The sequence below is a fragment of the Streptomyces sp. NPDC048623 genome, from assembly GCF_040650755.1.
GTDB lineage: Bacteria > Actinomycetota > Actinomycetes > Streptomycetales > Streptomycetaceae > Streptomyces.
The window spans coordinates 74,213-100,890 of record NZ_JBEZHV010000010.1; the positions used below are offsets into that span (position 1 = coordinate 74,213).

The 26,678-nt window shown below is 73.1% G+C and carries 25 protein-coding genes and 1 pseudogene; 13 read left to right on the forward strand and 13 right to left on the reverse strand.

Going from position 1 to position 26,678, the window contains the following annotated elements; translation table 11 throughout:
• Positions 1–7: 7 nt before the first annotated feature.
• The 3 genes from AB0C73_RS16875 to AB0C73_RS16885 all read right to left on the reverse strand — a co-directional run bounded on the left by AB0C73_RS16875 (position 8) and on the right by AB0C73_RS16885 (position 2,520).
• A complete protein-coding gene (locus AB0C73_RS16875) occupies positions 8–235 on the reverse strand; it encodes a hypothetical protein (RefSeq protein ID WP_362530157.1) in 228 nt (75 codons plus the stop codon).
• A gap of 44 nt (positions 236–279) precedes the next feature.
• Complete coding sequence (locus AB0C73_RS16880; RefSeq protein WP_362530160.1) at positions 280–1,671, reverse strand: NADP-dependent succinic semialdehyde dehydrogenase; 1,392 nt, start codon at positions 1,669–1,671, stop codon at positions 280–282.
• A gap of 171 nt (positions 1,672–1,842) precedes the next feature.
• Positions 1,843–2,520 (reverse strand): ThuA domain-containing protein, encoded by a 678-nt coding sequence (locus tag AB0C73_RS16885; RefSeq protein WP_362530162.1) that lies wholly within the window; start codon positions 2,518–2,520, stop codon positions 1,843–1,845.
• Between the two features lie 239 nt (positions 2,521–2,759).
• Between AB0C73_RS16885 and AB0C73_RS16890 the strand changes: the two genes are divergently transcribed.
• Together AB0C73_RS16890 and AB0C73_RS16895 are read left to right on the forward strand one after the other, a co-directional pair.
• Positions 2,760–3,575, forward strand: coding sequence for a DUF3626 domain-containing protein (locus tag AB0C73_RS16890; RefSeq protein WP_362530164.1), 816 nt, complete (start codon positions 2,760–2,762; stop codon positions 3,573–3,575).
• Positions 3,576–3,632: 57 nt separating this feature from the next.
• Positions 3,633–4,058: pseudogene (locus tag AB0C73_RS16895) on the forward strand (SDR family NAD(P)-dependent oxidoreductase); the annotation flags it as partial.
• A 45-nt stretch (positions 4,059–4,103) separates the two neighbouring features.
• On the opposite strand, the gene AB0C73_RS16900 reads toward AB0C73_RS16895, so the two are convergent.
• The 3 genes from AB0C73_RS16900 to AB0C73_RS16910 form a co-directional block, all read right to left on the reverse strand.
• Complete coding sequence (locus AB0C73_RS16900) at positions 4,104–4,463, reverse strand: hypothetical protein (protein WP_362530166.1); 360 nt, start codon at positions 4,461–4,463, stop codon at positions 4,104–4,106.
• On the reverse strand, positions 4,460–5,044 hold the full coding sequence (locus tag AB0C73_RS16905; RefSeq protein ID WP_362530169.1) for an RNA polymerase sigma factor: 585 nt from the start codon (positions 5,042–5,044) through the stop codon (positions 4,460–4,462). Before AB0C73_RS16905 ends, AB0C73_RS16900 begins: the two co-directional genes overlap by 4 nt.
• 70 nt (positions 5,045–5,114) lie before the next feature.
• Positions 5,115–5,225, reverse strand: a complete 111-nt coding sequence (locus AB0C73_RS16910) for an LPXTG cell wall anchor domain-containing protein (protein ID WP_362530172.1) — start codon at positions 5,223–5,225, stop codon at positions 5,115–5,117.
• A 198-nt stretch (positions 5,226–5,423) separates the two neighbouring features.
• Between AB0C73_RS16910 and AB0C73_RS16915 the strand changes: the two genes are divergently transcribed.
• Positions 5,424–6,242, forward strand: a complete 819-nt coding sequence (locus tag AB0C73_RS16915) for a class II aldolase/adducin family protein (RefSeq protein WP_362530175.1) — start codon at positions 5,424–5,426, stop codon at positions 6,240–6,242.
• 18 nt (positions 6,243–6,260) lie between these two features.
• Here the strand turns inward: AB0C73_RS16915 and AB0C73_RS16920 are convergent, their stop codons facing one another.
• Positions 6,261–6,893: a TetR/AcrR family transcriptional regulator gene (locus tag AB0C73_RS16920; protein WP_362530178.1), complete on the reverse strand. Its 633-nt coding sequence runs from the start codon at positions 6,891–6,893 to the stop codon at positions 6,261–6,263.
• A gap of 254 nt (positions 6,894–7,147) precedes the next feature.
• Here AB0C73_RS16920 and AB0C73_RS16925 point away from each other — a divergent pair, with 254 nt between their 5' ends.
• From AB0C73_RS16925 to AB0C73_RS16935, 3 genes are read left to right on the forward strand one after another with little or no spacing between them, the layout of a single operon-like run.
• Positions 7,148–9,619, forward strand: coding sequence for an FHA domain-containing protein (locus tag AB0C73_RS16925; protein WP_362530180.1), 2,472 nt, complete (start codon positions 7,148–7,150; stop codon positions 9,617–9,619).
• Positions 9,620–9,663: 44 nt separating this feature from the next.
• A complete protein-coding gene (locus AB0C73_RS16930) occupies positions 9,664–10,410 on the forward strand; it encodes a hypothetical protein (RefSeq protein ID WP_362530182.1) in 747 nt (248 codons plus the stop codon).
• On the forward strand, positions 10,410–11,525 hold the full coding sequence (locus AB0C73_RS16935; protein ID WP_362530184.1) for a serine/threonine-protein kinase: 1,116 nt from the start codon (positions 10,410–10,412) through the stop codon (positions 11,523–11,525). The genes AB0C73_RS16930 and AB0C73_RS16935 overlap by 1 nt, the downstream gene beginning before the upstream one ends.
• A 46-nt stretch (positions 11,526–11,571) precedes the next feature.
• Here the strand turns inward: AB0C73_RS16935 and AB0C73_RS16940 are convergent, their stop codons facing one another.
• Complete coding sequence (locus AB0C73_RS16940) at positions 11,572–12,957, reverse strand: streptophobe family protein (protein WP_362530187.1); 1,386 nt, start codon at positions 12,955–12,957, stop codon at positions 11,572–11,574.
• An 84-nt stretch (positions 12,958–13,041) separates the two neighbouring features.
• Between AB0C73_RS16940 and AB0C73_RS16945 the strand changes: the two genes are divergently transcribed.
• Positions 13,042–14,403, forward strand: a complete 1,362-nt coding sequence (locus tag AB0C73_RS16945; RefSeq protein WP_362530189.1) for a DUF6777 domain-containing protein — start codon at positions 13,042–13,044, stop codon at positions 14,401–14,403.
• Between the two features lie 19 nt (positions 14,404–14,422).
• Here AB0C73_RS16945 and AB0C73_RS16950 read toward each other — a convergent pair whose 3' ends face one another.
• On the reverse strand, positions 14,423–15,625 hold the full coding sequence (locus AB0C73_RS16950) for an acyl-CoA dehydrogenase family protein (RefSeq protein WP_362530192.1): 1,203 nt from the start codon (positions 15,623–15,625) through the stop codon (positions 14,423–14,425).
• Positions 15,626–15,764: 139 nt separating this feature from the next.
• Here AB0C73_RS16950 and AB0C73_RS16955 point away from each other — a divergent pair, with 139 nt between their 5' ends.
• From AB0C73_RS16955 to AB0C73_RS16970, 4 genes are all read left to right on the forward strand, one after another.
• Positions 15,765–16,976, forward strand: a complete 1,212-nt coding sequence (locus tag AB0C73_RS16955) for a CoA transferase (RefSeq protein ID WP_362530195.1) — start codon at positions 15,765–15,767, stop codon at positions 16,974–16,976.
• A 42-nt stretch (positions 16,977–17,018) separates the two neighbouring features.
• Positions 17,019–17,684, forward strand: coding sequence for a GntR family transcriptional regulator (locus tag AB0C73_RS16960; protein ID WP_362530197.1), 666 nt, complete (start codon positions 17,019–17,021; stop codon positions 17,682–17,684).
• A 100-nt stretch (positions 17,685–17,784) separates the two neighbouring features.
• Positions 17,785–18,018 carry a hypothetical protein gene (locus AB0C73_RS16965; protein ID WP_362530486.1) on the forward strand — a complete coding sequence of 78 codons (234 nt, stop codon included), beginning with the start codon at positions 17,785–17,787 and terminating at the stop codon, positions 18,016–18,018.
• 149 nt (positions 18,019–18,167) lie between these two features.
• Positions 18,168–18,776: a CBS domain-containing protein gene (locus AB0C73_RS16970; RefSeq protein ID WP_362530199.1), complete on the forward strand. Its 609-nt coding sequence runs from the start codon at positions 18,168–18,170 to the stop codon at positions 18,774–18,776.
• Positions 18,777–18,892: 116 nt separating this feature from the next.
• On the opposite strand, the gene AB0C73_RS16975 is transcribed toward AB0C73_RS16970, so the two are convergent.
• Both AB0C73_RS16975 and AB0C73_RS16980 read right to left on the reverse strand, forming a co-directional pair.
• On the reverse strand, positions 18,893–19,192 hold the full coding sequence (locus AB0C73_RS16975; protein ID WP_362530201.1) for a DUF1876 domain-containing protein: 300 nt from the start codon (positions 19,190–19,192) through the stop codon (positions 18,893–18,895).
• 135 nt (positions 19,193–19,327) lie between these two features.
• Positions 19,328–20,053 (reverse strand): TetR/AcrR family transcriptional regulator C-terminal domain-containing protein, encoded by a 726-nt coding sequence (locus tag AB0C73_RS16980; RefSeq protein WP_362530204.1) that lies wholly within the window; start codon positions 20,051–20,053, stop codon positions 19,328–19,330.
• A gap of 129 nt (positions 20,054–20,182) precedes the next feature.
• Here AB0C73_RS16980 and AB0C73_RS16985 point away from each other — a divergent pair, with 129 nt between their 5' ends.
• Entirely contained in the window at positions 20,183–21,406 is a 1,224-nt protein-coding gene (locus AB0C73_RS16985; RefSeq protein ID WP_362530207.1) for a saccharopine dehydrogenase C-terminal domain-containing protein, read from the forward strand.
• Between the two features lie 174 nt (positions 21,407–21,580).
• Complete coding sequence (locus AB0C73_RS16990; RefSeq protein WP_362530209.1) at positions 21,581–23,347, forward strand: glycoside hydrolase domain-containing protein; 1,767 nt, start codon at positions 21,581–21,583, stop codon at positions 23,345–23,347.
• A gap of 50 nt (positions 23,348–23,397) precedes the next feature.
• On the opposite strand, the gene AB0C73_RS16995 is transcribed toward AB0C73_RS16990, so the two are convergent.
• The gene (locus AB0C73_RS16995; RefSeq protein ID WP_362530212.1) at positions 23,398–24,249 is read right to left on the reverse strand and encodes a PRD domain-containing protein; all 852 of its coding nucleotides are present in this window, start codon (positions 24,247–24,249) and stop codon (positions 23,398–23,400) included.
• A gap of 106 nt (positions 24,250–24,355) precedes the next feature.
• The gene (locus AB0C73_RS17000) at positions 24,356–26,509 is read right to left on the reverse strand and encodes a glucose PTS transporter subunit IIA (protein ID WP_362530214.1); all 2,154 of its coding nucleotides are present in this window, start codon (positions 26,507–26,509) and stop codon (positions 24,356–24,358) included.
• Between the last annotated feature and the right edge of the window lie 169 nt (positions 26,510–26,678).

Below are 26,678 nucleotides of genomic sequence, written 5' to 3' on the forward strand. Positions count from 1 at the left end.
CATCGCCCTACCCTCCCTCCGCACCCGCATCCGCACGGGCGAGCGCGATGCCGAGGTCGGCGGCGAAGACCGCGTCGCCCTTGGCGACCCGCCGTTCCGCCTCCTCCACCAGCCCACTGACATCCCGCAGGTCGGGCCGCTGCGCCACCAGCTTCCGTATCCGGTCCTTCCCGTCGTTCCCGCCGTTCCTGTCGTTCCTGTCGTTCCTGTCGTTCCGGGCATTCCCCTTGCTCATGTCGCGCAGCCTACGTAGCCTTCCGGCCTCCCGGCCGCCCGTTTTCAGGCGCGCTGCCACACCGTCGTGACGTTGCAGAACTCGCGGATGCCGTGGCCGGAGAGCTCGCGCCCGTAACCCGAGCGCTTGATGCCGCCGAAGGGCAGGGCGGGGTGGGAGGCGGTCATGCCGTTGACGAAGACTCCGCCCGCCTCCAAGTCCCGTACGAAGAAGGCGATGTCCTCGTCGCGGCGGGTCCAGACGTTCGAACTCAGGCCGAAGGGCGAGTCGTTGGCGACGGTGACGGCCTCCTCGATGTCGGCGACCGGGTAGAGCGTGGCGACCGGGCCGAAGGTCTCCTCGCGGTGGACGCGCATCTCGGGGGTGATGCCGGTGAGCACGGTGGGGCGGTAGAACCAGCCGCGGGGCAGCTCGGGCGGGCGGCCGGCGCCGCAGAGCACGGTGGCGCCCTTGTTCACGGCGTCGTCGACGAGCGCTTCGAGGTCGGTGCGGCCCTGTTCGGTGGCGAGCGGGCCGACGTCGGTGTCGTCGTCGAGCGGGTCGCCGACGGTGAGGGCGTTCATGGCGGCGGTGAAGCGCTCGGCGAAGTCGTCGTAGACGTTCTGGTGGACGATGAAGCGCTTGGCGGCGATGCAGGACTGGCCGTTGTTCTGTACGCGCGCGGTGACCGCGGTCTTCACGGCGCGGGGCAGGTCGGCGGAGGGCATGACGATGTACGGGTCGCTGCCGCCCAGTTCCAGGACGGTCTTCTTGACCTCGTCGCCGGCGACGGCGGCGACGGAGCGGCCGGCGGGTTCGCTGCCGGTGAGGGTCGCGGCGGCGATCCGGGGGTCGCGCAGCACGCCCTCAACGGCGTCGGAGCCGATGAGGAGGGTCTGGAAGCAGCCGTCCGGGAAGCCCGCCCGGTGGAAGAGGTTGCCGAGATAGAGCGCGGTCTGCGGCACATTGGAGGCGTGCTTGAGGAGGCTCGTGTTGCCGGCCATGAGCGCGGGCGCGGCGAAGCGGACGACCTGCCAGAGCGGGAAGTTCCACGGCATCACGGCGAGGATGGTGCCGAGCGGCCGGTAGTGCACCCGGGCGCGGTCGGCGCCGGAGTCCTGGACGTCGTGCTCGGCGGGGTGCTCGTCGGCGAGCAGGGCCTCGGCGTGTTCGGCGTACCAGCGCATGGCCTTGGCGCACTTGGCGGCCTCGGCGCGGGCGGCGACGATCGGTTTGCCCATCTCGGTGGTCATGGTGTGGGCGATGTCCTCGGCGTCCTCGTCGAGGAGGGACGCGGCCGCCCGCATCAGCCGGGCGCGCTCGGCGAAGGGCGTGGTGCGGTACTGGCGGTACGCCTCGTGGGCGGCGTCGATCCGGCGCTCGACCTCGGCCGGCCCGTGGGCCTCGTACGTCCGCAGTGTCTCACCGGTCGCCGGGTTCACGCTGGCGATGCCCATGTCGTCTCCTCCTGACCTGGAGCCCCCGCGCGCAAACTCCCCCACCCGTCACGCTTCCGCGACCGGGCGCGGGCCGCAAATCGGGGCGGGGCGGCGGGGTGACGGCCAGAGGTCTTGTGGATCAGGGCCGGCCGAAGCACCCGGCCGCCGCCCCGCGGCGGCCGGCAGCGGTCAGCGGCCCGTCACCCAGCGCAGGGCGCCGTCCAGGTGCGCGCGGAAGACAGGATCGGCATATGCCTCGATGGCGTGGCCGAGCGCGGTGAAGAGGATCCGGCCGTGGCCCGGGGCCGCCTCGCGGCACCACACCAGCGGGTGGTCGGCACCGAGGGTGCCGCCCTCGTAGCTGGTCTCGTCGGCACCCGCGAGGACGTGGACACCGGCGGCGCGCGGGTGGCTGCTGTACTCGTACCACTCGTCGGTGCGGTCCCAGCGCTCCGGCAGCGGGGCGGTGGCCGGGTGGGCGGGGTCCTCGACGAGTACGGTGCCGGGCTGGAGCGGCGGGTGGCCGGCGAAGCGGGTGCCGAGGAGTTCGCCGTAGAACGGCCAGTCGGGCTCGGCGTTGGCGGCGGCGTGCACGACGAGGAGGCCGCCCCCGCCCCGTACGTACGCCTCGAAGGCGGCCCGGCCCGCGTCGGTGAGCACGGTGCCGGTGGTGGAGAGGAGGACGACGGCGGCGCAGCGGGCGAGCCGGCCGGGGGTGAAGGCCGCGGGGTCCTCGGTGGTCTCGGGGGTGAGTCCGGCGGCGGTGGCCAGGCCGGTGAGCGCGGCGGCTCCGGCGGGGATGGAGTCGTGGCGGTAGCCGGCGGTGCGGGTGTAGACGAGGACGTCCGTGGCGGTGCTGCGGGGCACGCGGGCCCTCCCCTGCTCGTGTCTGCGGTGCCGGTACGGCTGGTACGGCCGGTCCGGCCGGTCCGGCCGGTGGGCGCCGATCCGGCAGGTGGGCGCCGGTCGGACGGGTCGGTGGGGCCGTGATCGTACGGGGCGGCCGGAACCCGCCCCTACCCCAGCAAGCGCTTTCCCTCCACGCCCCGACCCTAGGCGGCGAAAAGCGCACGACGCAAGGCCGGGACCCACGGCAGACTGCGCCGATGGACCTTCTGCCCCGGCCGCGCCGCGCCCTCGCCCATGTCTCCGCCCTCGCCACCGGCGAGCCCGTCGCACCGGCGCCGCGGGTGACGCTCAACTTCCATCCCACCTTCCTGTCGCGCCTTGCCGAGGACGGCGTCTACCGCTCGCAGTTCGTCACCGGCACCGGCAACGGCGGTCTGACCGCGCATCCCGGCGGGGACCGGTGGCGCTGGGAGAGCCGGATCTTCGGCGGCGCGTACGACGACGCCCCGGCGCACGAGCGGCCCGTGTACGGCGCGCTCGACCACCGGCGCCGCCCGTACGGGGCGGCGCCGCGCTTCGGTTCGGCGCATCTGCGGCTGACCGCCGACACCCTCGCGCGGACCACCTTCTGCTATCCGGACAGCGTCCTCGAACCCACGGACTTCGGCGTCGCGGACCGTACGGCCGGACTGATCGCGCTCGCCCTCGCCGACGGCCAGGACGCGCTCGACGACTACGTCGAGGCCCAGGTGCACGGGCCGGTGGAGCTCGGACGGGACGTGGAGGCGCTGGTCCTGGACCCGTCGTTCCGCGGTACGGAGGTGGAGGCCGCCGCCCGCACGCTGCCGTGTCCGGTGGAGTGGCACGGCGGCTTCCGCCTCTCCGTCGCGGAGCTGCGGCGCCATCCCGCGTATCGGGGGCCGGAGTACGTGGAGCTCGGCGCCGAGATCGCCGAGGGCGGCCGGCTCGACGCCCGCCTCGTCCAGGCGGCGGCCGAGTCGGGCCGCCACGACCGTCAGGCCGTGAAGCGGGTCTGGCACCTGCTGGCCCGCTTCGGGGCACCGGAGTTCTAGGGCCTGCGCGGCGGATCAGGGTCGGCGCGCGAAGCCCGGCACGCACACGCGGTGCGGACGAGGTCGCCGGCGGCTTTGGATGTCGTCGTGGAGACCAACGTGATCGGGGTCATCCGCGTCACCAACGCGATGCTGCCCATGCTGCGCCGCTCGGCGTCGCCCCGGATCGTGAACATGTCCAGCAGTGTCGGCTCGCTCACCCTGCAGACCACGCCCGGCATCGACATGGGCCCGGTTCCCGCGGCGTACTTGGCGTCCAAGACCTTCCTCAACGCCGTCACCGTCCACTACGCCAAGGAACTGAGCGACACCGACATCCTGATCAACTCCGGCTGTCCCGGCTTCACCGCCACCGACCTCAACGGCTTCCAGGGCGTCCGCACCCCCCACCAGGGCGCGGCGATCGCGATTCACCTCGCGACCCTGTCCGACGACGGACCGACCGGCGGATTCTTCGACGACGGCGGAGCAGTGCCCTGGTGACAGGCTCACCGGTCCCTGGCCGGGCCGTCTGCCGATCAGCCCGGATCAGCCCTGGATCTTGTCCTCCGGGCCGGGCCTGACCAGGGTGCAGACGCCGTCCTCGCAGCTGCGTTGCAGCCGGTTGCGGGAGACCGTCTGCACCAGGCCGACCATCCAGCAGGTGGGGCAGCCGCGGAAGGCGATCAGGCTGAGCGGGGCCGCGAGCAGGGCGACCACGCCCACGGTGGGCACCAGGGCGATCGAGCCGACGATCAGACCGAGGCCGACGGCGCCTCGTGCCAGATGGCGCGGGACGGACCGGCTCGCGAAGTCCCGTTCGGCGGGCGCCGCGGGTGGCGGTGCGGTGACCAGGGGCTTCGGGGACTGCGGGGGCTTCTGAGGCTTCTGCGGCATCAGGATGCTCATGGACGGTGTCCTCCTCCGTACGAGGGGGTGAGGGAGCTGCGCAGGGCCGTACGGGCCCGGTGCAGGCGGGACTTCATCGCCGGGGTGCTCAGGCCGAGCGTGCGGGCGACGGTCTTGCCGGGCAGGCCCTGGAGGTCGCGCATGACCAGGACCTGCCGCAGGTCGGCGGGCAGGGCGCCGATCGCGGCCGCGATCCGCTCGACCTCAAGGCTCTGGAGCGCCGCGTCCTCGGCGGACGGTTCCGCGTCCGCCCCGGCAGCGCACGCCTCGGGTTCGGCCGCCAGGGTGTCGCCGCGCGCGACGAGCTGCCGCACCTGCCGGAGGCACTCGTTGCGCACGATCCGGAACATCCACGAGGCGAGCGCCCCGGTGGCCCGCAGGGTGCCGATCTTCCGGTAGAGAACGATCAGCGCCTCCTGCGCCGCGTCCTCGGCGTCCTGCGGCGAGGCGCACAGCGACCGGGCGAACTTCCGCACGTGCGGCTGGGATTCCTTCACCACGGTGGTGAGCGAGCTGAGGTCGCCGTCCTGGGCGGCCTTGATCAGGCGCTCGTCGGGCCAGGCGAAGGCCGCTCGGTTCATGTCTTCCCCCTCGTGCTCCGGACCCTGGTCCGGACCGTGGTGGTCCGGACCAGGGCGTCCCGTACGGTCCTCATCGGCTGCTCTGCTTCCTGCGCTTCGTCAGGTGCCAGGCGCACGCCCCCATGAGCAGCACGCCGATCACCACGATGCCCGCGATCATCATCCGCTTGTCCCCGTCCATCCGTCGGGCCGGCCCGTGCGGCCGGCTGTGTGGACTAGAGGCGGGCGGGCCCGAAAAGGATTCACCCGAGGACGGCGCGGTGCCGCGCGCTGCCGAGCGGAACGGTCATTGCCCGCAACGGATACACCTCTGTATCTTTTGCCGCGCCGCGCGCCCCGAGCGCGCGCCCTGCCGCCGCCGTCCCTCCCGGAGGACCCGATGAGCACTTTGCCGCCCGCCCACGCCGCCGCCCTCGCCGCCGCCGCAGGTCCCCTGCCGGAAGGCGTGACGCTGCCGCTGCCGCCCGCCTTCGACTCGGTCGAGGAGGAGCGGCGCTACCGCAAGGAGCAACTGGCCGCCGGTTTCCGCATCTTCGGGCGGTTCGGGTTCTCGGAGGGGGTCGCCGGGCACATCACGGTGCGGGACCCCGAGGACCTGGACACCTTCTGGGTCAATCCGTTCGGCATGAGCTTCAGCCAGATCAAGGCCTCGGACCTCATCCGGGTCGACCACGAGGGGCGGGTGCTGGACGGGCGGCGGCCGGTGAACCGGGCGGCGTTCGTGATCCACTCCCAGGTGCACTCGGCCCGGCCCGACGCGATAGCGGCCGCGCATTCGCACTCGCTGCACGGAAAGGCCTTCTCCAGTCTGGGCGTTCCGCTGGACCCGATCACCCAGGACGCCTGCGCGTTCTTCGAGGACCACGGAATCTACGACGACTACCGGGGCGTGGTGAACGAGCTGGACGAGGGCGCGCGGGTCGCGAAGGCGCTCGGCTCGTACAAGGCGGTGATCCTCAAGAACCACGGGCTGCTCACCGTGGGGCGCTCGGTCGCCGAGGCGGTGTGGTGGTTCGTGACCATGGAGCGCTCCTGCCAGGCGCAGCTCCTCGCGATGGCGGCGGGGACGCCGCAGCTGATCGACCGGGAGACGGCGCTGCTCACCCGGGGGCAGGTCGGGAGTTCGATCGCGGGCTGGTTCCAGGCCCGGCCGCTGTGGGACCAGATCACGGCCTCGGACCCGGACCTGTTCGACTGACCGACCGGGCCCGGCTCCTCAGGCGCCGTCCTGCCGCGCCGCGCTCGCCGGCCGGGTCACGGACTCCAACAACGGGGTCAGGAAGTCCCGTTCGAGACTGCCGGGCGGCAGCACGTCCGGTTCGACATAGCTCTGCGCGAGGCCGCCCTCGCGCAGGGCCACGACAAGGCGCGCGAACCGGTCGGCGTCCACGGTGAGTTCGCGTCCCGAGCGGCGTACGACGAGCTCGATGCCGCGCGCGAGTTCGGCGCGCAGCCGGGCGTCGTGCCGGGCGAGCGCCCACGCGGCCTGCGGGTCGCGGATGGCGTGCAGGGTGAACTCCATGCTCACCAGGTACCAGTCCCGTTCGTCCGGCTCGACCCGCGAGGCGAGTTCGGCGAGCCGTTCCAGGGTGTAGTCCTCGGGCGCGAGCGCGTCGATGCGCTCGGCGAGCCGGTGCACGATCCGTTCGCCGTGCTCGTCGAAGAGGGCGAGGAACAGCTCTTCCTTGCTGGCGAAGTTCGAGTAGTACGCGCCGCGCGTGAAGCCCGCGCGCTCGCAGATCTGCTCGATCGAGGCGGCGTGGAAGCCGTGCTCGGCGAAGGTCTCCAGAGCCGCCCGCAACAGCGCCGCGCGGGTACGCGGCCGGCGCTTGGTGACACCTTTCGGCACGGGTGGCTCCTCCTTCGCGCAGACGCCCCTGGGTGGGTCGGCCGCCCACGATACCGGCGCCGCTCCGCACGCCCTCCGCACGCCCTCCGCACGCTCTCAGCACGCCCTCCGCACGCTCTCAGCCCCTACCCCGGCCGGGCGCGGACCCGACGACCCGGCCCGCGCTCCCCGGCATACCCCCGGGCCCTCCCGCCCTGCCCCCAGCCCCGCCGCTCGCCCGGGCACGCGGCGCCCTGCGACGCTAAGATTCACGCATGGGACAGCGGCCCGTCGCGCCCGCCGCGCCCGAGCTGGTCCTCGAGATCGACGGGGACGCGACCGTGATGAACCCGGGTCGCGTCTATCGCATCGGACGCGACCCCACCAGTGACTTCGTCCTCGCCGACGCCCGGACGTCCTGGCACCACGCGGTGCTGCGGGCGGTGGGCGACCACTGGACCCTGGAGGACGAGGGCTCCACCAACGGCACCTTCGCCGACGACCGCCGGGTGGCGCTGAGCGCCGTCGGCCCCGGCACGGTCATCCGCTTCGGCCACCCCGCCGACGGCCCCCGCGCGCTCCTCCTGCCCGCCGCGCCACCGGCGCCCGAGCCCCCGCCCCCGCCGCCCGTACCCGTGCCCGAGCCCGTGCCCGAGCCCGAGCCCGTACGAGCTGAAGACCGCCGGCCCGAGGCAGCCCTCGCCCCTCCCCCGCGCCCGTCCTCCGTCTCGTACCCCGCCCTCACCGGCACGTTCCGGCAGCCGACGTCCGTACGCCCGCTCCCCACCCGCAGCATCCGGATCGGCCGCGCCCCCGACAACGACCTGGTCGTGGACGACCTGACGGTCTCGCGCCGGCACGCCGAGCTGCGCGCGGCGCCGGACGGCACGTACTGGATCCAGGATCTCGGCAGTCACAACGGCACCTTCCTCAACGGGCGTCCGGTCACCGAGGCCCGCGTCACGGCGGAGGACATCGTCGGCATCGGGCACTGCGCGTTCTGTCTGATCGGCGGGAACCTGGTCGAGTTCACCGACACCGGCGAGGTCTCCCTCGACGTGCAGGAGCTGGCGGTCACCGTCGACCACGGCCGCAAGACGCTGCTCGACGGTGTGTCGTTCCCGGTGGGGCAGAAGTGCCTGCTCGCCGTCGTCGGCCCGTCCGGGGCGGGCAAGTCGACGCTGCTCGGCGCGCTCACCGGGCAGCGGCCCGCCGACCGGGGCACCGTGCTCTACGACGGCCGCGACCTGTACCGGGACTACGCGGAGCTGCGCCAGCGCATCGGCCTGGTCCCGCAGGACGACATCCTGCACCTCCAGCTCACCGTCCGGCGCGCCCTCGCGTACGCCGCCGAGCTGCGTTTCCCCGAGGACACCGCGCCCGCCGAGCGGCGCGCCCGGGTCGATGAGGTGATCCGGGAGCTGGGCCTTCAGGAGCGGGCGAAGCAGCCGATCCACAGTCTGTCCGGCGGCCAGCGCAAGCGGGTGAGCGTCGCGCTCGAACTGCTCACCAAGCCCTCCCTGCTCTTCCTCGACGAGCCGACCTCCGGGCTCGACCCGGGCATGGACCGCTCGGTGATGCACATGCTGCGCGGGCTCGCCGACGACGGGCGCACGGTCGTGGTCGTCACCCACAGCGTGCTGAGCCTCGACGTGTGCGACCGGCTGCTCGTCCTCGCGCCGGGCGGGCGGGTCGCCTATTACGGGCCGCCCGGCGAGACCCTCGGCTTCTTCGGCTTCGACCAGTGGCCCGAGGCCTTCGAGGCCTTCGAGAACGAGCGCGACCGCGACTGGGCGGGCCGCTACCGGGCCTCGCGCTTCCACCGGCAGTACATCGAGGAGCCCACCGTCCGGCCGCCGGTGCCCGCGCTCGCCTCCGGAGCGGCCGGAGCCGTCGGAACCGCCCCGCCCGAGCCCGCGCCGCCGCCGAAGGCGCAGAGCTGGGGCGCCCAGCTCCGTACCCTCGTCCGGCGGTACGCGGCGGCACTGTCCGCCGACCGGACCTTCCTGGCCATCATGGTGGCGCTGCCGTTCATCATGGGCGCCATGGCGCGCGCCCTGTCGGAGGGCCGTCTCAACCCCGAGTCGACGCTGAACGTGCTCCTGATCCTGTGTGTCGGCGGCGTGCTCACGGGCGCGGCGAACGCGGTGCGCGAGCTGGTCAAGGAGCGGACCATCTACCGCCGCGAGAGAGCCGTCGGCCTGTCGCGTTCCGCGTATCTGATGTCGAAGGTCGTCGTCCTCGGTCTGATCACCGTCGTGCAGGCGGTGGTGCTGACCCTGGTGGCACTGATCGGGGTGCCGCTCGGCGCGCCCGACGGCAAGGGGGTGCTGATGCCGCCGCTGGTGGAGATCACCCTGGCCGTCGCGCTGCTCGCCTTCACCGCGATGATGCTGGGCCTCTTCGTCTCCGCCCTGGTGCGCAAGGAGGAGGTGACGATGCCGCTGCTCGTCCTCCTCGCCATCGTGCAGGTGGTGTTCTGCGGAGCGCTGCTCAATGTGCGCGGCACGCCGGTCCTGGAGCAGCTGGCCTGGCTGGTGCCGTCGCGGTGGGCGTTCGCGGCGATGGGGGCGACCATCGACATCGGCGCGACGGTGCCGGGCGAGAAGACCGCCGATCCGCTGATGGACCACACGGTGGGCGCGTGGCTCTTCGACATGGGCATGCTGGTGGTGCTGAGTGTCGTCCTCGGTGTCGTGGTGGCCCGGCTGCTGCGCCGGCACGAGCCGGTCGTGATGCGGAAGTAGGCACCCGTAGGGGCTTGTGGCAGAGGGAGCGGAGGTAGGGATCCGTGGGCGCTGTGGACGGGATGCCGGAGTACGGGGCGGGTGGCACGCACGGCGCCGGTGCAGGTACGGGCCCGGGGGCCGGGGGCGGGGGCTTCCCGGAGCCGGGGCCCGAGGAGGCCGTACCGGACTTCCGGCCCACCCATGTGGTGCCGGGCGACGGTCTGCCCGCCTGGGAGGCGCCCGATCCGGCGGTGCCGACGCAGTCCCTCGACGCGTACCTGCCGGTGCGCCTGACCGCGCGGGTCGGCGACTGGGGGCAGGTGCTGTGCTCCAACGGCTGGTCGGCGTGGGTGGACGCACGGCTGCTCGTCTCCGTACCGGCCGATCCGCCGGCCGCGGGCCGCCCGCCGGCCCGTACCGCCGATCCCCGGCCTCTGATGGCGCGGGCGGAGGACGCGCTCGGGCGCTACCGGCGGGCGGCGGAGGAGCTGGCGGCGGGCCGGGCGGACGGGGAGACCTTCCGGACCCGGACGCGGGGGCTCCGGGTGGGGATGGTCGTCGACGGCGAATCGCTGTGGCTGTACGACGCGGAGCACGAGCGCTGGGTGTACTGCGACGGCACCGGCCTCAGCACGTACGCGGCCTCGTCCGGCCCGTCGGCGGCGGCCGCCCCCGAACCCGGACTCGGGCACGAGCCGACCCAGGTGGTGCCGCAGCTGCGCGAGGACGCGTCCGACGCGCCGGACGCCACGCGCGTCGTGCCCGCTCCGCCGCCGGACGGGCCGGACAGGCCGGGCGGTGAGCGCTGATGGCGGAGCCGGAGAAGCAGGGGCCTGAGAAGCACGAGGACACGGCGCCGGGGACGACCCCGGGGCTGGTGGCCGGCACCTCGCCGGGCGTGTCACACGGCACGTCGCCGGGAGCGGAACCCCACCCCGGCACCCACCCCGGACTGCCGGCCGCCGGGCGGGACTCCGGCCTGCTCGGCAAGCGGATCGCGGGCTATCTGGTGGAGGAGGAGATCGGACGCGGCGGTATGGCCGTGGTCTACCGGGCCTTCGACGTACGGCTGGAACGCACGGTGGCGCTGAAGCTGCTCGCCCCGGAGCTGGCCCGTAACGACACCTTCCGCAAGCGTTTCGCGCACGAGTCGCGGGTGGCCGCGGCCATCGACCATCCGCACATCGTCCCGGTGTTCGAGGCGGGCGAGACGGAGGGCGTGCTGTACATCGCGATGCGCTATGTGCCCGGGCAGGACCTGCGCGCCCTACTCGACCGGGAGGGGCCGCTGGAGCCGGTGTCGGCCGGGCGGATCGCCGCGCAGGTGGCCTCGGCGCTCGACGCGGCACACGCGCACGACCTGGTGCACCGGGACGTGAAGCCGGGCAACATCCTGGTGGCCGAGGGCACCGACCGCGACCATCCGGAGCACGTCTACCTGACCGACTTCGGCCTGACGAAGAAGTCCCTGTCGCTGACCGGGTTCACCACCGTGGGCCAGTTCGTCGGCACGCTCGACTACGTGGCCCCGGAACAGATCTCCGGCAAGCCGGTCGACGGCCGCTGCGACGTCTACAGCCTGGGCTGTGTGGTGTTCGAGATGCTGACGGGCGTGCCGCCGTTCCGCCGGGACGACGACATGGCCCTGCTCTGGGCGCACCAGTACGATCCGCCGCCCCCGCTGTCGGAGGAGCGGGAGGGCCTGCCGGAGGCGGCGGACGAGGTCTTCGCCCGCGCCCTGGCGAAGTCTCCCGAGGAGCGGTACGCCACCTGCGTGGAGTTCGTCGCGGAGCTGCGGGCGGCCCTGGAGCGCGGGGTGCGGAGCAGCCACCCGTACCGCGGCGGCACCGAGGAGCGCCCGGTGAGCCCGCCGCCGGAGCCGCCGGAGTGGGCGCGGCCGGTGTTCAAGTCCCTGGGTTCGTGAACACGAGGGAGCGAGGAAGCAGGGCAAGCGGGCATATGTGACCGGCTCACGCGCCACGGTGTGGGGCTTGAGCCCGGTCCGTGTCCGCCGGTACCTCGCCGCGTCGCCGTACCCGTGTGGCCAGGAAGCCGCCGAGGATGCCGGCGACCATGCCCCACAGGACGGCGAGGCCGAACATGCCCCAGATGTGGGGGCGCAGGATCACCTCGGCGCCGAGGGCTCCGAGGTCGCCGATGCCGAGGATGGAGAGGCCGAAGCGGGCCTCGACGAGGGTGAGCGGCATGACCACCAGGACGGCCACGGCGAAGGCGACGCCGAGGTGCAGGCCGTGCTGCCAGGGCTTGACGCGGGCGGGTGAGCGGACGGCCATGACGAAGGCGGCGCCGAGGATCAGGACGGCGGCGACGGGGAGCAGCCACCAGGCGCGGGCGTCGTAGGAGGCGAGGGAGCCCAGGTCGACGGTGGACAGGTCCTTGCCGCCGTTCCCGCCGCGCAGCACGGAGTCGAGGATCTGCGGCATCGGGAGGCCGAACGGGCCCTCGGCCCGGCCCTCCCAGGAGCCGCCGATGCCGACGCCGAGGGCGAGCCAGGCGACGTTGGGCAGGCCGAGCAGGATCACGGCGAAGGTCTCGGCCGCGTGGCCCTTGGTGGCGGCGACGACGAGGCCGATGACGAGGGCGACGGCCACGTACGCGAGGAGCAGGAGCAGGATCGCGGAGGCGGCGGGCCGGATGGCCTGGTGGCGGCGGACGTAGCGGGCGGGCAGCGGGGCGCTGCGGGAGACCAGGAGGGCGACGACGAGGACGCCGAGGATCCAGAGCAGCCCGAAGAAGAGCGTGGGGCCGACGTCGGTGGTGAACCCGGCCTTGGGATTCGCGGCGTCCAGGAGGTCCTTGAACAGGTCACCGAGGTCACCGAGGTCTCCGGTGTCCTCGGTGGTGCCGCCGCCGAGGGTGATCGGGAAGTCGTGCCGGGCGAGGGCGGTGAGCCCGCCGAGGGCGGCGAGCCAGAGCAGGACGGTGGGGACGGCCAGGGCGAGGAGCGCGCGGGCGGGGGCCACGGCGTGGTGGCGCAACGGGCGCAGGAACACGGCGCCCGTGACCAGTGCGCCCACCAGGGTGACGGAGAGCGGCATGGCGGTCAGTTCGGCCTGGGTGCCGGCGAGGGCTCCGGCGTCGCCGGAGAGGGAGATCTGGCCGCCGGCGGCCATGACGACGACCGCCGCGAGGACGGCGACGAACGCCCCGGCGCCGCCCGGGAGATCGGCGGCTCCGGCGGCCCACAGGCCGAGGCCGGCGGTGACGCCCATGGCGAGGACGCCCGTGACGACGGCGGCGAGCGCCCAGAGGACGCCGCGGGCCGCCTGCCCGGTGACGTCGGCGGGCGCGGACGTGCCGGGTGGGGTGGGGAGCCGGTTGCTCACGGTGCCCACGCTAGTACCGGCCGGTGCCGTCCGCTTGCGGGCGGCACAGGATCGGCGCACACAATAGGCGCGGAACGGAAGAAAGGGAAAAACGTGACTTCCCACCCGCCGTCCGGCCAGCCCTCGGTACCTCCCACCGGCCCGCCCTCGGGGCCCCTCTCGGGCCCCTCGACGCGCCCCGGCCAGACCGCTCCCCCGCCACCTCCGCCCGGCCCACCACACGACGGCTCGGGCGGGGGCGGCGGAGGAGGCGGTGGCGCCGGCGGGGGCGATTCCGGCGGCCCCGGCGGCCCCGGCGGCGGTACGGGCGGGGGCGCGCCGAACGGCGGCGGGGGCGGCCCGTGGTACCGCTCGATCCCCAAGGTCGCCTCGCTGACGGCCGTCGTGGTGGCGGCCGTGGCGCTGATCGTCGTGCTCACGCAGCAGGGCGGCGACCAGGCGAACCAGGGCGGCGGTGCGGGCGGCGGCGAGGTGTTCCTGCAGAACACCTCGGCGAGCGGCCCCGATCCCTTCACCCGCTCCACCGCGCGTACGGGCGGCGCGACCCTCTCGCCTCCCGTACTGCCCAGCGAGTCCGGCGGCAACGCCAACGCGCGGCCGGTGACGGGTTCGACCCCGGGCCTGTACGGGGGCACGCACCGCACGGCGAGCTGTGACGTGGAGCAGCAGATCCGCTTCCTCGCCGACGAGCCGGCCAAGAACGCGGCCTTCGCGTCGGTCGTCGGCGTCACCGCCAACGAAGTCCCGGGCTTTCTGCGCTCCCTGACGTCCGTTCAGCTGCGCGTCGACACCCGGGTCACCAACCACGGGTTCACCGGCGGCAAGGCGGCCCCGTTCCAGTCGGTGCTCCAGGCGGGCACCGCCGTCCTGGTGGACGACCGCGGGGTGCCGCGGGTGCGGTGCGCCTGCGGCAATCCGCTGACGGCGCCGCAGGCGCAGAAGTCGCCGAAGCAGGTGGGCCAGGCGTGGCCGGGCTACCGGACGAGCAATGTCGTCTACGTCCAGCCGTCCGTGACCGTGATCAACGTCTTCGTGATCTACGACCCGAACACCGACCGCTGGATCGCCCGCAAGCCGGGCGACTCGGGCCGGCACGACCAGCACACGACCGCCCCGGTACGGCCCACCCCGACCCCGTCCACGTCGCCTTCGTCGCCGGTGCCGTGCGTGACGGTGACGGGTACGGAGACCCCGACGCCCGTCAACGGCGTGACGCCTTCGCCGTGCCCGTCGACGCTCACCCCGACCTCGCCGACGCCGTCGCCGTCCACGTCGAGCCCGACCCCCTCGGACACGACACCTTCCACCACGACGCCGTCCACGCAGTCCTCGGGCCCCGGCCCGAGTTCGTCGAGCGCGTCGGCGAGCACGTCGGCGAGCGCCTCGGCAAGCGCCTCGGCGAGCATGTCGCCGAGTGCGTCGCTGGGCACGCCGGGGTCCCCCGGGACCGCGTGAGACAGGCAGGGCGGGCAGGTCAGCGGAAGGCCTGCTCGCCGGTGAGCGCCTTGCCGATGACCAGGGCGTGCACCTCGCTGGTGCCCTCGTAGGTGAGCACCGACTCCAGGTTGTTGGCATGGCGCAGCACCGGGTACTCGAGGGTGATGCCGTTGGCGCCGAGGATGGTGCGGCACTCGCGGGCGATCGCGATGGCCTCGCGCACGTTGTTGAGCTTGCCGACGCTGATCTGCTCGGGCAGCAGGGTCCCGGCGTCCTTGAGGCGCCCGAGGTGGACGGCGAGCAGCATGCCCTTGCCGAGCTCCAGGGCCATGTCCGCCAGCTTCTGCTGGGTGAGCTGGTACGAGGAGAGCGGGCGGGCGAAGACGGTGCGGTCGCCGGCGTACGAGATCGCCGTCTCCAGGCAGTCGCGGGCGGCGCCGAGGGCGCCGAAGACGATGCCGAAGCGGGCCTCGTTCAGGCAGCCGAGCGGGCCGGACAGGCCGCGCGCACCGGGCAGCATCGCGTCGGCGGGCAGGCGCACGTCCTCCATGACGAGTTCGCTGGTGACGCTGGCGCGCAGGGACAGCTTCCGCTTGATCTCGGGGGCGCTGAAGCCGGGCGTGTCGGTGGGTACGACGAAGCCGCGGACGCCGTCCTCGGTGCGGGCCCAGACGACGGCGACGTCGGACACCGAGCCGTTGGTGATCCACATCTTGGTGCCGTTGAGCACCCAGTCGGAGCCGTCCCGCTTGGCGTGGGTGCGCATCGCGCCGGGGTCGGAGCCGGCGTCGGGCTCGGTGAGGCCGAAGCAGCCGATGTACTCGCCGGCCGCCATCCCGGGCAGCCACCGCTGCTTCTGCTCCTCGGAGCCGTACTTCCAGATGGCGTACATGGCGAGCGAGCCCTGCACCGAGACGAGGGAGCGCAGTCCGGAGTCGACGGCCTCCAGCTCCGTGCAGGCCAGGCCGTACGCCACGGAGTTCGTGCCCGCGCAGCCGTAACCCTCCAGGTGCATGCCGAGCACGCCGAGGCCGCCGAGGGTGCGGGCGAGTTCGCGGGCCGGGATGGTGCCGGACTCGAACCACTCGGCGATGTGCGGGCGCAGCTCGCGGTCGGCGAGGGTCCGTACGGTGCTGCGGATCTCCCGCTCCTCGTCGGTGAGGAGTCCGTCGATCGCGAGCAGGTCGAGCGGGTGGACGGGCGCGGACTGCGCGGGGCGGGAGGGTTGCGACGGCTTCACTGACGGCCTCCTGGCGGCTGTGGCGGCGACTCGGCGAGCGGAAGCATAGGCCCGGATCGGATATTGGATCCAGTATTGAATATCCGGCCGGGGCCCTCTACGGTCCGCTTGGATCCGATCACCGATGCGGGAGGGCGGAATGCACGCGCAGCAGCCGGAACCGGGCGACCTGCCCGCGGGTGCCCTGTCCGGGATCGTCGTGGCGGACTTCGGGCGGGTGCTCGCCGGCCCGTACATGACGATGCTCCTGGCGGACCTGGGCGCCGAGGTCGTGAAGATCGAGCGGCCGGGCGCGGGCGACGACACGCGCGCGTGGGGCCCGCCGTTCGCCGACGGCCAGGCCACGTACTTCCTCGGGGTGAACCGCAACAAGCGTTCCGTGGCGCTGGATCTCACCGATCCGGCGGATCTGGAGACGGCCCGGGCGATCGTGGACCGGGCGGACGTGCTCGTGGAGAACTTCCGCCCCGGCACCATGGACAAGCTCGGTCTCGGTTACGAGGACGTGCGGGGCACCAACCCCGGACTGGTCTACTGCTCGGTCACCGGTTTCGGCTCGGCGGAGGGCGCCGCGCTGCCCGGCTACGACCTGCTCGTGCAGGCGATGGGCGGGCTGATGAGCGTCACCGGAGAGCCCGGCGGACCCGGCACCAAGGCGGGCGTGGCCCTGGTCGACGTCATCACCGGGCTGCACGCGGGCATGGGCGTGCTCGCCGCCCTCCGCCACCGCGAACGCACCGGCGAGGGCCAGCGGATCGAGGTCTCGCTGCTCACCTCGCTGCTCTCCGCGCTCACCAACCAGGCCGCCGCCCATCTCGCCGCGGGCGTCGTGCCGCGCGCCCTGGGCAACCGGCACCCCAGCATCACCCCGTACGAGGTGTTCGAGGCGAGCGACCGGCCGCTGGTCCTGGCCGTCGGCAACGACCGCCAGTTCCGCGCCCTGTGCGAACGGATCGGCGCCCCCGGGCTCGCCGACGACCCCCGCTTCGCCACCAACACGGCCCGGGTCGCGCACCGGGACGAGCTGGGCGCCGAGCTGTCCCGGCGGCTCGCGGAGCGCACCGCCTACGCGTGGTTCGAGGAACTGACCGGCGCGGGGGTGCCGTGCGGGCCGATCAACGACCTGGGCGGCGCGTTCGCACTCGCCGAGCGGCTCGGACTCGCGCCGCGCGTCCCGGCGGACGCGGCCGGGCCTGGGCAGGTGGCCCATCCCGTCGCCTTCGGCGCCACCCCGGCCGCCTACCGGTCCGCTCCCCCGCGCCTCGGCGAGCACACGGCCGAGGTGCTCGCGGAGCTCGGCCTGGGGCAGGGCACGGTGCAGGGCGCGGGGCCGGGCACGGCGGGCCGGTAGCGACATGAGGGGCACGCGGTCGAGGGAAGGGACGGACACACGATGAGCGACGAGGCGGAGAGGCGGCGGCCCCCGACCGCCCAGCAGTTCGTACTCACGGAGCTGCGACGTGCCATCACCACCGGGGAGTTGCGGCCGGGCGACCCGATCCGGCAGGACGCCCTGGCCGCCCGGCTCGACGTCAGCCGGGTCCCGCTGCGCGAGGCGCTGAAGACCCTGGAGGCCGAGGGCCTGGTGGTGCACCACGTCCACCGGGGTTATTTCGTCGCCGAGTTGTCCCTGGCGGACCTGGAGGAGATCTACCGGATCCGCCGGCTCCTGGAGACAGAGGCGGTGCGCACCGCGTTCGCCCGCCTGCCGGACGGGCTGACCGGCACCCTGGAACGGATCCAGGAGGAGGTCGAACGGGCCGCCGGGGCAGGCGACGTGACGGCGATGGCCGAGGCCAACCGGCGCTTCCACTTCACCCTGATCGAGGCCTCCGGAATGCCGCGCCTGGTGCGCCTGATCGGCACTCTGTGGGACGCGACCGACGCGTACCGGGCGCTCTACTACGCCGAGGACCCGCACCGCGAGCGGGCCGTCCACGAGCACCGGGCCGTCGTCTCGGCGGTGGGCGAGGGCGACGAGGAGACCGCGGTGCGGTGGCTCGACCAGCACCGCGACCACGCGGTGGCGGCCCTGCGGCGGGTGCTCAGCGGGAGCTGAGCCCCGGGGGACTGCCCCGCGGGTACGGGCAGGCGCGGGTGCGGCGCCCGGAGCGGCGGCCGAGGATGGAGAAGGGACCTCTCCCAGGAAGGCACCGGCCATGCGCAGCACCACCGGCCCGTTCCGTGGTGACCCCTCGCCGGTCCTGGAGATCTGGGACCGGATGGGCTGTGTGCGGGAGGCCCTGGAGGCGGCCGTGCCGATGCGCAGCCAGATCCTGTACGCGGACGGGGCGGCCGAACCGGCGGCGCGGGCGGCGCCGACGAGGCCTCGGCGGCGGGGCTTCCCGTGTACCGGGACGCGCGGGGCGCGTTCGCCCGCCCGTACTCCGTGACGGCGCCGACGGCCTTCCTCGTACGCCCGGACGGCTGTCCGGGGGCGCGGGCCCGGCTCGCGCCGGGCCGGTGACCACGGGCTCGCCGCCCCCGTCCGCCATCCGTGAGGGATCATGGACAAAGGAGCAGAGAAGGGACGGGACGAACGATGAGGCACCGCAGTGTCGCCGACCTCATGACGCCGACCGCGATCGCGGTGCAGCCGGGCACTCCCTTCAAGGAGATCGCCCGGCTGCTCGACGAGTACGGCATCACCGCCATGCCGGTCGTCGACGCCGAGAACCGGCCGGTGGGCGTGGTGTCGGAGGCGGACCTGCTGCGGCGGCACACCGCCAAGGACGGCCCCAGCACCGCCGAGGCGATGATGTCCAGCCCCGCGGTCACCGCCCGCCCCTCCTGGACGGCGGTCGAGGCGGCCCGGCACATGGAACGGAACCGGGTGAAGCGGCTGCCGGTGGTGGACGCGGACGGGCGCCTGATCGGCGTCCTCAGCCGCAGCGACCTGATCCAGCTCTTCCTGCGCCGGGACCGCGCGATCCAGGAGGAGATCGTCGAGGACGTCGTCACCCGCATCCTGCGCCTCTCCCCCGCCTCTCTCCACGTCGACGTCGCCGAGGGCCGCGTCACCCTCACCGGCACCCTGCCGCGCCGCAGCATGACCCCGATCTTCGTCCGCCTCTGCGAGGACGTGGACGGCGTGGTGGAGGTCGTGGACCGCCTGACGTACGAGGACCAGCCGGGGGCGGCCGACGCCTGAGGGCGGCAGCCCCGTACGGACGACTCCGGACGCACGACACCGGACGTACGACGCCGGCCCGCCGCTGCGCGTGGCAGTGGCGGGCCGGGGCCGCGTCGTCCTGTGACGGCGGGCGGTCACTCGACCGCCTCGGGCCAGCCGTATCCGGGTCCGGTGCGCCGGGGCACGGTGTCGGCGCCCACGGCCTCCATCTCCCGGTTGGCCTCCTTCATCAGCTTTCCGGCCAGATCCTTCATGGCCCGGCTCGCGGCGAGGTCGTCGCCGATCACCGGTACGTCGACGTCCGCCGGGTTGCAGCGGGCGCTGCCGCGACCGGTGAGGGTCGACGTACCGGTGTCCAGGCGGGCCTCCGCCTTGGTCCTGCCGCCTTCCTCGACCAGATCCAGGCCGACCTTCCACTCCAGGTGCCGTGTCATGGCCTGCCTCCTCATGGGCGCGGCCACGCGGAAGCGCCGCGCGGCCCTCCTCCCTCCAGGATCCCGCCCACGGGCGCCGCGCGCCACGGCGTCGAAGCGACCGGCGGGAGCGACCGGCCGGAGCGACCGCGGGACTCACGCCGTGGGGGTGGCACGCTTCCGTACGGCGGCCAGGCGCGCCTGCGCCCGGTCCAGGAGGGTGTCCAGGACGACCGGATAGGCGCTGAGGTTCATCCGGGCCGCCAGCAGGTGGGCGGTGGCGGCGATGTGCGGATGGGTCTCGGCGGGCAGGCGCGCGTACGTCGAGGTCCACATGTCCTCGTCCGCCTCCCTGGCCTCGTCCTTGATGGCGAGGGCCCCCGCGTCCAGGGCGGCGAAGGCCAGTGCCAGGTCGATGAAGGCGTGGTACACGCCGACGGCGTCCGTGTCGTCGAAGCCCGCCCCGCGCAGGATGCCGAGGATGGTCTCGTCGACCGCGATCTCACGCGGGCGGCCGGTGACCCGGCTGGCGGTCAGCACGGCGGCGTGCGGATGGGCGAGATAGGAGGCGTGGATGGCCAGGCCCAGAGCACGCAGGTCGGCACGCCACTTCCCGGTGGGCGACCAGTTGTCCAGGGCCTGTCCCATCAGCTCCTCGCCGATGGCCCGGGTCAGGCCGTCCAGGCCGGCGAAGTAGCGGTAGAGGGTGCTCGGGTCGGCACCCAGGGCGGCGCCCAGGCGGCGTGCGGTCAGGCCGGCGCTGCCGTGCTCGCGGAGCATCCGCAGGGCCGTCCGCACGATCAGCTGCTCCGACAGCACCGTGCCCTGCCGGGTCGGCCGCCGTCTGCGCCGTTCCGCCTCCGGGACCACCTTCTTGGACACCGCGCCACCACCTCCCTCTCCGCTCCTTATGCCAACACCGTAGACCTTAACGGCCCGCCGCGTGTTCCATCGGATCACTCCCCGGGGCTCCCGCCCGGGGAGCCGTCTCCAGACGAAAAGGTGTGTGACATGCGCGTACTTCTCGTGGGTGCGGGCGGTGTCGGAACCGCCGTGACCCGTATCGCCGCCCGCCGCGGCTTCCTGACCCACATGGTCGTCGCCGACTACGACCTCGCCCGCGCTCAGGCGGCCGTCGCCGCGCTCGACGACCGGGAGGGCCGCTTCAGCCCCTGCCGGCTGGACGCCTCCGACGAGGACGCGGTGCGCCGCGTCCTCGTCGCGGAAGGCTGCGACGTCCTGCTCAACGCGACCGATCCGCGGTTCGTGATGCCCCTGTTCAACGCCGCTCTCGCGGCGGGCGCGCACTATCTGGACATGGCGATGTCGCTGTCCGTGCCGCACGCGACCGCCCCGTACGAGCAGTGCGGGGTGAAGCTCGGTGACGAGCAGTTCGCCCGGGCCGCGGACTGGGAGAGCGCCGGCCGTCTCGCACTGGTCGGAATGGGCGTGGAGCCGGGCCTGTCGGACGTCTTCGCCCGGTACGCGGCGGACGAACTCTTCGACGAGATCGAGGAACTCGGCGTCCGCGACGGCGCGAACCTCAGCGTCGAGGGCCATGACTTCGCGCCCTCCTTCAGCATCTGGACCACGATCGAGGAGTGCCTCAACCCGCCCGTGGTCTACGAGAAGGACCGCGGCTGGTTCACCACGGCACCGTTCAGCGAGCCCGAGGTCTTCGACTTCCCCGAGGGGATCGGCCCCGTGGAGTGCGTGAACGTCGAGCACGAGGAGGTGCTGCTGATGCCCCGTTGGGTGGACGCGCGCCGGGTGACGTTCAAGTACGGTCTCGGCGACGACTTCATCGCCAAGCTCAAGACCCTCCACGCGCTGGGGCTCGACTCCACGACGAGGGTCGCCGTCCCCGGCGCGGACGGACCGGTCGAGGTCTCGCCGCGCGACGTGGTCGCCGCGTGCCTGCCCGACCCGGCCACGCTCGGCGACCGGATGAAGGGCAAGACCTGTGCGGGCACCTGGGTCAGGGGGACGAAGGACGGTGTCGCTCGCGAGGTGTATCTGTACCACGTCGTCGACAACGAGTGGTCGATGCGCGAGTACGGGTCCCAGGCCGTGGTCTGGCAGACGGCCGTCAACCCGGTGATCGCCCTCGAACTCATCGCGAACGGTACGTGGAAGGGCAGCGGCGTCCTCGGCCCCGAGGCCCTCCCGCCCCGGCCGTTCCTCGACCTGCTCGCCGAGCACGGGGCGCCATGGGGGCTGCGCGAGGAGCGCTGACCACTCCGGGAGCGAAGGTGCCGACACGCGCGTGGCGTGTCGGCACTTCGCCCTTGAGGCACGGCCGCGGTCTCCTGTGGCAGGTGGTGAGGGTGTGGACACGCACCCTTCCGGACGCCACACTCACCCCTGTGTCTCCCCCTGATGGGGACTCAGGAATCGGATGGAGCCGCGATGATGTCGTCCCGCATGTCCTGGCGCGCCCGTGCCGTGACGGCCGCGCTGGCGGTCCTCGCCGGTGCCGGTGCCGGTGCGTTCGCCGTTCCCGGCTCGGCCGCGGCCGCCACCTCACCGCCCGATACCGGCCGACAGTCCGTCACGTACCACGGCTACCGCATCCAGGTGCCCACCGACTGGCAGGTCGTCGACCTGACGAGGAATCCGCACACCTGCCTCCGGTTCGACACACCCGCCGTCTACCTGGGCGAGCCCGCCGAGCAGAGCGACTGCCCCGCCCACGTCGTGGGCCGTACGGCGGGCATCGTCGTGGAGCCCATCACCGCCCGCTCCGCACGCCACACGACCGCGGCGACCGCGCGGACCCGGCACGGCCGAGCCACCGCCCCCACAGCCGTGTCCAGCAACGACTCCATCCAGGTCGCCGTCGAGGACGCCGGAGTCCTGGTCACCGCCGCCCACACCCCGCAGACCGAGCACCTGGTGCGCGGGGTACTCGGCTCGGCCGAGCTCACCGAGAGCGCCGAGCGCACCGAACTGCCCGACGCGGGGCAGCGCTCCGACACGACCACCCCGCTCGCCACGGCCGGGCCGCAGCCCGGCACGTACCTGGGCAAGGGCTTCGACGCCTGCGCCGCGCCCTCGCAGGCCGCCATGAACGCCTGGCAGGCCAACTCGCCGTACAGCGCGGTCGGCGTCTACATCAGCGGTGCCTTCCGCGGCTGCGCGCAGCCGAATCTGACCGCGAGCTGGGTGGCCGGCCAGACCGGCAACGGATGGCGGCTGATCCCGATCGACGTCGGCCGCCAGGCCCCGTGCACGAGCTTCTCGCTGAAGATGTCCGCCGACCCCGCCACGGCCAGGTCCCAGGGCGTCACCGCGGCGGCCGCCGCCCTCACCGCCGCGTCGGGCCTCGGCATCCCGGCGGGCAGCGCCGTCTACAGCGACATCGAGGCCTACGCCTCCACCGCCTCCTGCAAGGCGGCCGTGCTGTCGTACCTGTCCGGCTGGACCGAGCGTCTGCACAGCGGCGGCTATCTGTCGGGCTTCTACTCCAGCGCCGCCTCCGGCATCAAGGACGCCGCGAGCGAGTACGCCAACAGCGCCTACACGCGGGTCGACCACATCTTCTACGCATGGTGGAACGGGGCCGCCGACACCAACACCGGCACTTATGTGCCGTCCACCTACTGGGCCGGCCACCAGCGCATCCACCAGTACGCGGGCGAGGTCACCGAGTCCTACGGCGGCTACTCGATCACCATCGACCGCGACTACCTGGACGTGGGGACCGGCACCCCGCCCCCGCCCACCTGTACCGGAGCCACCCTCAGCTTCACCGCGTACGCCACCGTCCAGAGCGGCTCGACCGGCGACCAGGTCAAGGCGGCCCAGTGCCTGCTGACCGCCGCCGGATACGACCCCGGCACCCCGGACGGGATCTTCGGCCCCGCCACCACCACCGCCGCCAAGAACTTCCAGGCCGGCAGGGGACTCACGGCGGACGGTGTGATCGGCGCGAAGACCTGGACGGCCCTGCTGTCCCGCGGGTCCACCCCCACCGTCCAGAACGGCTCGACAGGTGAAGCCGTCACCCGGCTCCAGCGTGCCCTGACCGCCGCCCTCGGCCGGACGGTGGCCATCGACGGTGTCTTCGGCTCCGGCACGGGCCAGGCCGTCCGCGACTACCAGTCCTCACGAGGACTGACGGTCGACGGCATCGTCGGCTCCGGCACCTGGGGCGCCCTCCAGTCAGGGAGGTGACAGCGACCGTGGGGCGAGGCGGAGGTTCCGGTCCGCCCCACGTCGCGGGCTCACACGGCGGCGTCGTCGGTCTCCACCGTCATACGGGCCACATGGAGTGCCAGGTAGGAGACCTCGTCCTCGCTCAGCTGCTGGCCCAGACGCAGCTCGACGATCGTCGCCAGCTGCTGCGCGGTGTGGGTCGCCTCCGGGTAGTGCTGGCGGATGCCCTTGCCGATCGTGGACTCGTGGCCCTTCAGCTGCCGATGCTGCTGGATCCGCGCGAAGAGGTAGCGCACGTGGGTGATGAACCGGGCCGCGCCGATGGAGTCCTGGGAGACGTCAAGCCCGTACCGTTCCCGTACGACGGCGAGCATCTGCTGGATGACCCCGGTCATCGTGTACGTGAAGGACAGGTCGCCCGAGACGAAGCCCGCGTTGACCAGGTGCAACGTGAGCGCGGTCGCCTCGGACGCCTCCAGTTTCGGGACCACACGCTCGTTGATGGCCCGCAGCAGCAGCTGCGCCTGGGCGTACTCGGTGGCGTACAGGGTCTGGACCTCGGCGCTCAGCGGGTACTCGACGACGATGCCCCGCGCGGCCCGGTCCAGCGCGCCGGCGACGTGGTCGGCGACGGCGACGACGAGGGTGGGGCGAGTGGACTCGCGCCCCTCGATGCCGGCCTCGCCGAGGGCGATCACGACGGCCCTCAGGACATCCTCGCTGATGAGGGCGAGGGCCTCGGCCAGATGCCCGGGGTCGTGACCGTCGGCCGGGACGAAGACGCGCTTGATCAGGGTGGGGTCGACGGGCTTGCCCTGACGGGAGCCGAAGCCGATGCCGCGCCCCGTGAGGATGACCTCCTGGCCCTGCTTGTCGAGCGCGAGGACCACGTTGTTGTTGAGGACACGCAGCGCCTTCACCGCCGGCCCTCCTTTCTGTCCATGTCCCATCCTCTCCCGAACCGGTGCGGTGTGTGCACGCGCCCCGTGAGGGGACACGTGCACACACCGCACCGACGGCGGGTCGTCACCGTCGCACGGTCACCACGGGGGCGCCGGCGGCGACGTCCTGCCCGGCGTGCGGTTCGACCGAGGCGACGTCCGCGGTGTTGAGGACGGTCATGAGGGTGACGGTCGGGTGCCCCGCGGCGCGCACGGCGTCCAGGTCGACCTCGACGAGGAGGTCGCCCGCGGAGACCTTCCGGCCGGCTTCGACGCGCACGTCGAAGCCCTCTCCGCGCATCTGCACCGTGTCGATGCCGACGTGGATGAGCACCTCGATGCCGTCCGCGGTGCGGATGCCGAAGGCGTGGCCCGTGTCGGCGACCGTGACCAGCTCGCCGTCGGCCGGGGCGACGACGTGGCCGTCGGCCGGCTCGATGCCCACGCCCTCGCCGAGCGCGCGGGAGGAGAAGACCGGGTCCTCGACCTCGCCGAGGCCGATCACGCGGCCCGCGACCGGCGCCGCGAGGGCGAAGCCTTCCCCGGCGGAGCCTGCCGTGGGGGCGGCATCAGCACCGGCTGCGGCTGCGGCCGGTGCGACGGCTCCGGCGGCGCCGACGGCGACGAGCTCCCGGTCGTCGGCCGCCACGGTCTCACGGTCACCGGTCACCGCGGCCTCGCCACGGGCGGCCGCCTCGGCGGCCCCGACGGCCCCAGCGGCTTCGGCGGCCTCTGCGGCGTCGCGTTCGGCGTTGGCCTGGGCGCGCTCCTCCGGGGTGCGGTAGTCGGAGAAGTACACGAGCGCCATGGAGGTGACGAAGGCCGCCGTGATCGCGATGACGTAGACGCCCGTCGGGGAGAAGACCGGGATGGTCAGCAGGGAGGTGAAGGCGAACGCCTCGGTGTTCACGCCGCCCAGGACACCCACGATCACGCCGCCCACGAGGCAGCCGACGAGCATGCGCGGGTAGATCCGCTTGAAGCGCAGGTGGATGCCGTACAGCGACGGCTCGGAGATACCGCCGAACAGACCTGCGGCCAGGGCGCCGGTGGCCGTCTGGCGCATCTCCTTCTCGCGGTGGCGGATCGAGAGCAGCAGGACGCCGGCGGTCGCGCCGAAGCAGGCGAAGTTCCAGGCACCCATCGGGCCCTGGATGAAGTCGTAGCCGAGGGTGCTGATGTTCTGCAGCATGAGCGCGTTCAGCGGCCAGTGCAGGCCCAGCGGCACCAGGAACGGGTACAGCAGCGGGATGACGATCGCGAAGACGATGGGGGCGTTGCCGTTCAGCCACGACATGCCCTCGCCGAGGCCGTTGCCGGCCCAGATCCCCAGGGGACCGATGAGGAAGGCGGTCACCGGGATCATGATCAGCATGCTGAAGAACGGTACGAAGACCAGCTGCACGTTCTCCGGGAAGACGCGCTGCAGGCCCTTGTAGACGAGGGCGAGCACGGCGACCATCAGCAGCGGCACGAAGACCTGGCCGCCGTAGTCGTTCAGCTGCATCGGCAGCCCGAAGACGCGTGCCACGCACTCCTGGGTGCCCAGCGTCGCGTTGGTGGTGCAGGTGATGCCGGGGATCCCGGAGTCCTTGGCGAGCATGCCCGTGAAGTTCGGGGTCATCACCGCGGCCATCACGGCGGCGCCCACCCACGGGTCGATCTTCAGTTTCTTCGCCGCGTTGTAGGCGACCATGATCGGCAGGAAGTACAGCACCGAGCGCCACATCGCGTCGACGAAGACCCAGGTGGCGGACTTGTCCTCGGCACGGAAGTCGACCACGCCGAGGGCGTCGAGGACGGAGGCGATCGCGATGATCAGCGAGGCGCCGAGCAGCACGCCCATGAGCGGGCGGAAGGAGTCGGAGAGGTACTCGAAGAAGTTGTCGAGCCAGGCGAAGCGGCCGCGGCCCCTGGCGCGGACGGCGGCCTTGACGTCGGCGTCGGACTGCGGGCGGGACGTACCGCCGCCGCTCATCGACGGCAGGTTCATGATCTTGGAGTGGACGTTCGCGACGGCTCCGCCGATCACGATCTGGAAGCGGTCGCCGGACTGCGGCACGGTCCCCATGACGCCGTCGAGGGCGTCGAGCGCGGCCTGGTCGACCTTCTCCCCGTCATGGAGCTGGAAGCGCAGCCGTGTCGCGCAGTGCGTGAGGCTCTCGACGTTCTCGGCTCCGCCGACGCCGCGGAGGATCTGCTCCGCCAGCGTGCCGGGCCCCGGTGCGGGTGTGTTCATGATGCGTCCCTGCATCCTGTTCTGCCGTGCGGCATCGTTCCGCGATCTCTCCCACCCGGATCCGGGCAACAAAAAAGGCCCGGGTCGCGCACACGGCGCCACCCAGGCCTTGCCTCCCCTCCAGCGGTCCGCCGCCGTGGCATCGCGCGGGGCGACGACGGTGGCGTCC

Excerpts from the sequence above, each read along its gene's own strand:
- AB0C73_RS16905 (WP_362530169.1), bottom strand. The coding sequence starts at position 5,044 with ATGAACCGAGCGGCCTTCGCCTGGCCCGACGAGCGCCTGATCAAGGCC.
- AB0C73_RS16875 (WP_362530157.1), bottom strand. The coding sequence starts at position 235 with ATGAGCAAGGGGAATGCCCGGAACGACAGGAACGACAGGAACGACAGG.
- AB0C73_RS16975 (WP_362530201.1), bottom strand. The coding sequence starts at position 19,192 with ATGACACGGCACCTGGAGTGGAAGGTCGGCCTGGATCTGGTCGAGGAA.
- AB0C73_RS16955 (WP_362530195.1), top strand. The coding sequence starts at position 15,765 with ATGCACGCGCAGCAGCCGGAACCGGGCGACCTGCCCGCGGGTGCCCTG.
- AB0C73_RS17000 (WP_362530214.1), bottom strand. The coding sequence starts at position 26,509 with ATGAACACACCCGCACCGGGGCCCGGCACGCTGGCGGAGCAGATCCTC.
- AB0C73_RS16985 (WP_362530207.1), top strand. The coding sequence starts at position 20,183 with ATGCGCGTACTTCTCGTGGGTGCGGGCGGTGTCGGAACCGCCGTGACC.
- AB0C73_RS16970 (WP_362530199.1), top strand. The coding sequence starts at position 18,168 with ATGAGGCACCGCAGTGTCGCCGACCTCATGACGCCGACCGCGATCGCG.
- AB0C73_RS16890 (WP_362530164.1), top strand. The coding sequence starts at position 2,760 with ATGGACCTTCTGCCCCGGCCGCGCCGCGCCCTCGCCCATGTCTCCGCC.
- AB0C73_RS16965 (WP_362530486.1), top strand. The coding sequence starts at position 17,785 with ATGCGCAGCACCACCGGCCCGTTCCGTGGTGACCCCTCGCCGGTCCTG.
- AB0C73_RS16990 (WP_362530209.1), top strand. The coding sequence starts at position 21,581 with ATGATGTCGTCCCGCATGTCCTGGCGCGCCCGTGCCGTGACGGCCGCG.
- AB0C73_RS16915 (WP_362530175.1), top strand. The coding sequence starts at position 5,424 with ATGAGCACTTTGCCGCCCGCCCACGCCGCCGCCCTCGCCGCCGCCGCA.
- AB0C73_RS16925 (WP_362530180.1), top strand. The coding sequence starts at position 7,148 with ATGGGACAGCGGCCCGTCGCGCCCGCCGCGCCCGAGCTGGTCCTCGAG.
- AB0C73_RS16900 (WP_362530166.1), bottom strand. The coding sequence starts at position 4,463 with ATGAGCATCCTGATGCCGCAGAAGCCTCAGAAGCCCCCGCAGTCCCCG.
- AB0C73_RS16960 (WP_362530197.1), top strand. The coding sequence starts at position 17,019 with ATGAGCGACGAGGCGGAGAGGCGGCGGCCCCCGACCGCCCAGCAGTTC.
- AB0C73_RS16935 (WP_362530184.1), top strand. The coding sequence starts at position 10,410 with ATGGCGGAGCCGGAGAAGCAGGGGCCTGAGAAGCACGAGGACACGGCG.
- AB0C73_RS16910 (WP_362530172.1), bottom strand. The coding sequence starts at position 5,225 with ATGGACGGGGACAAGCGGATGATGATCGCGGGCATCGTGGTGATCGGC.
- AB0C73_RS16880 (WP_362530160.1), bottom strand. The coding sequence starts at position 1,671 with ATGGGCATCGCCAGCGTGAACCCGGCGACCGGTGAGACACTGCGGACG.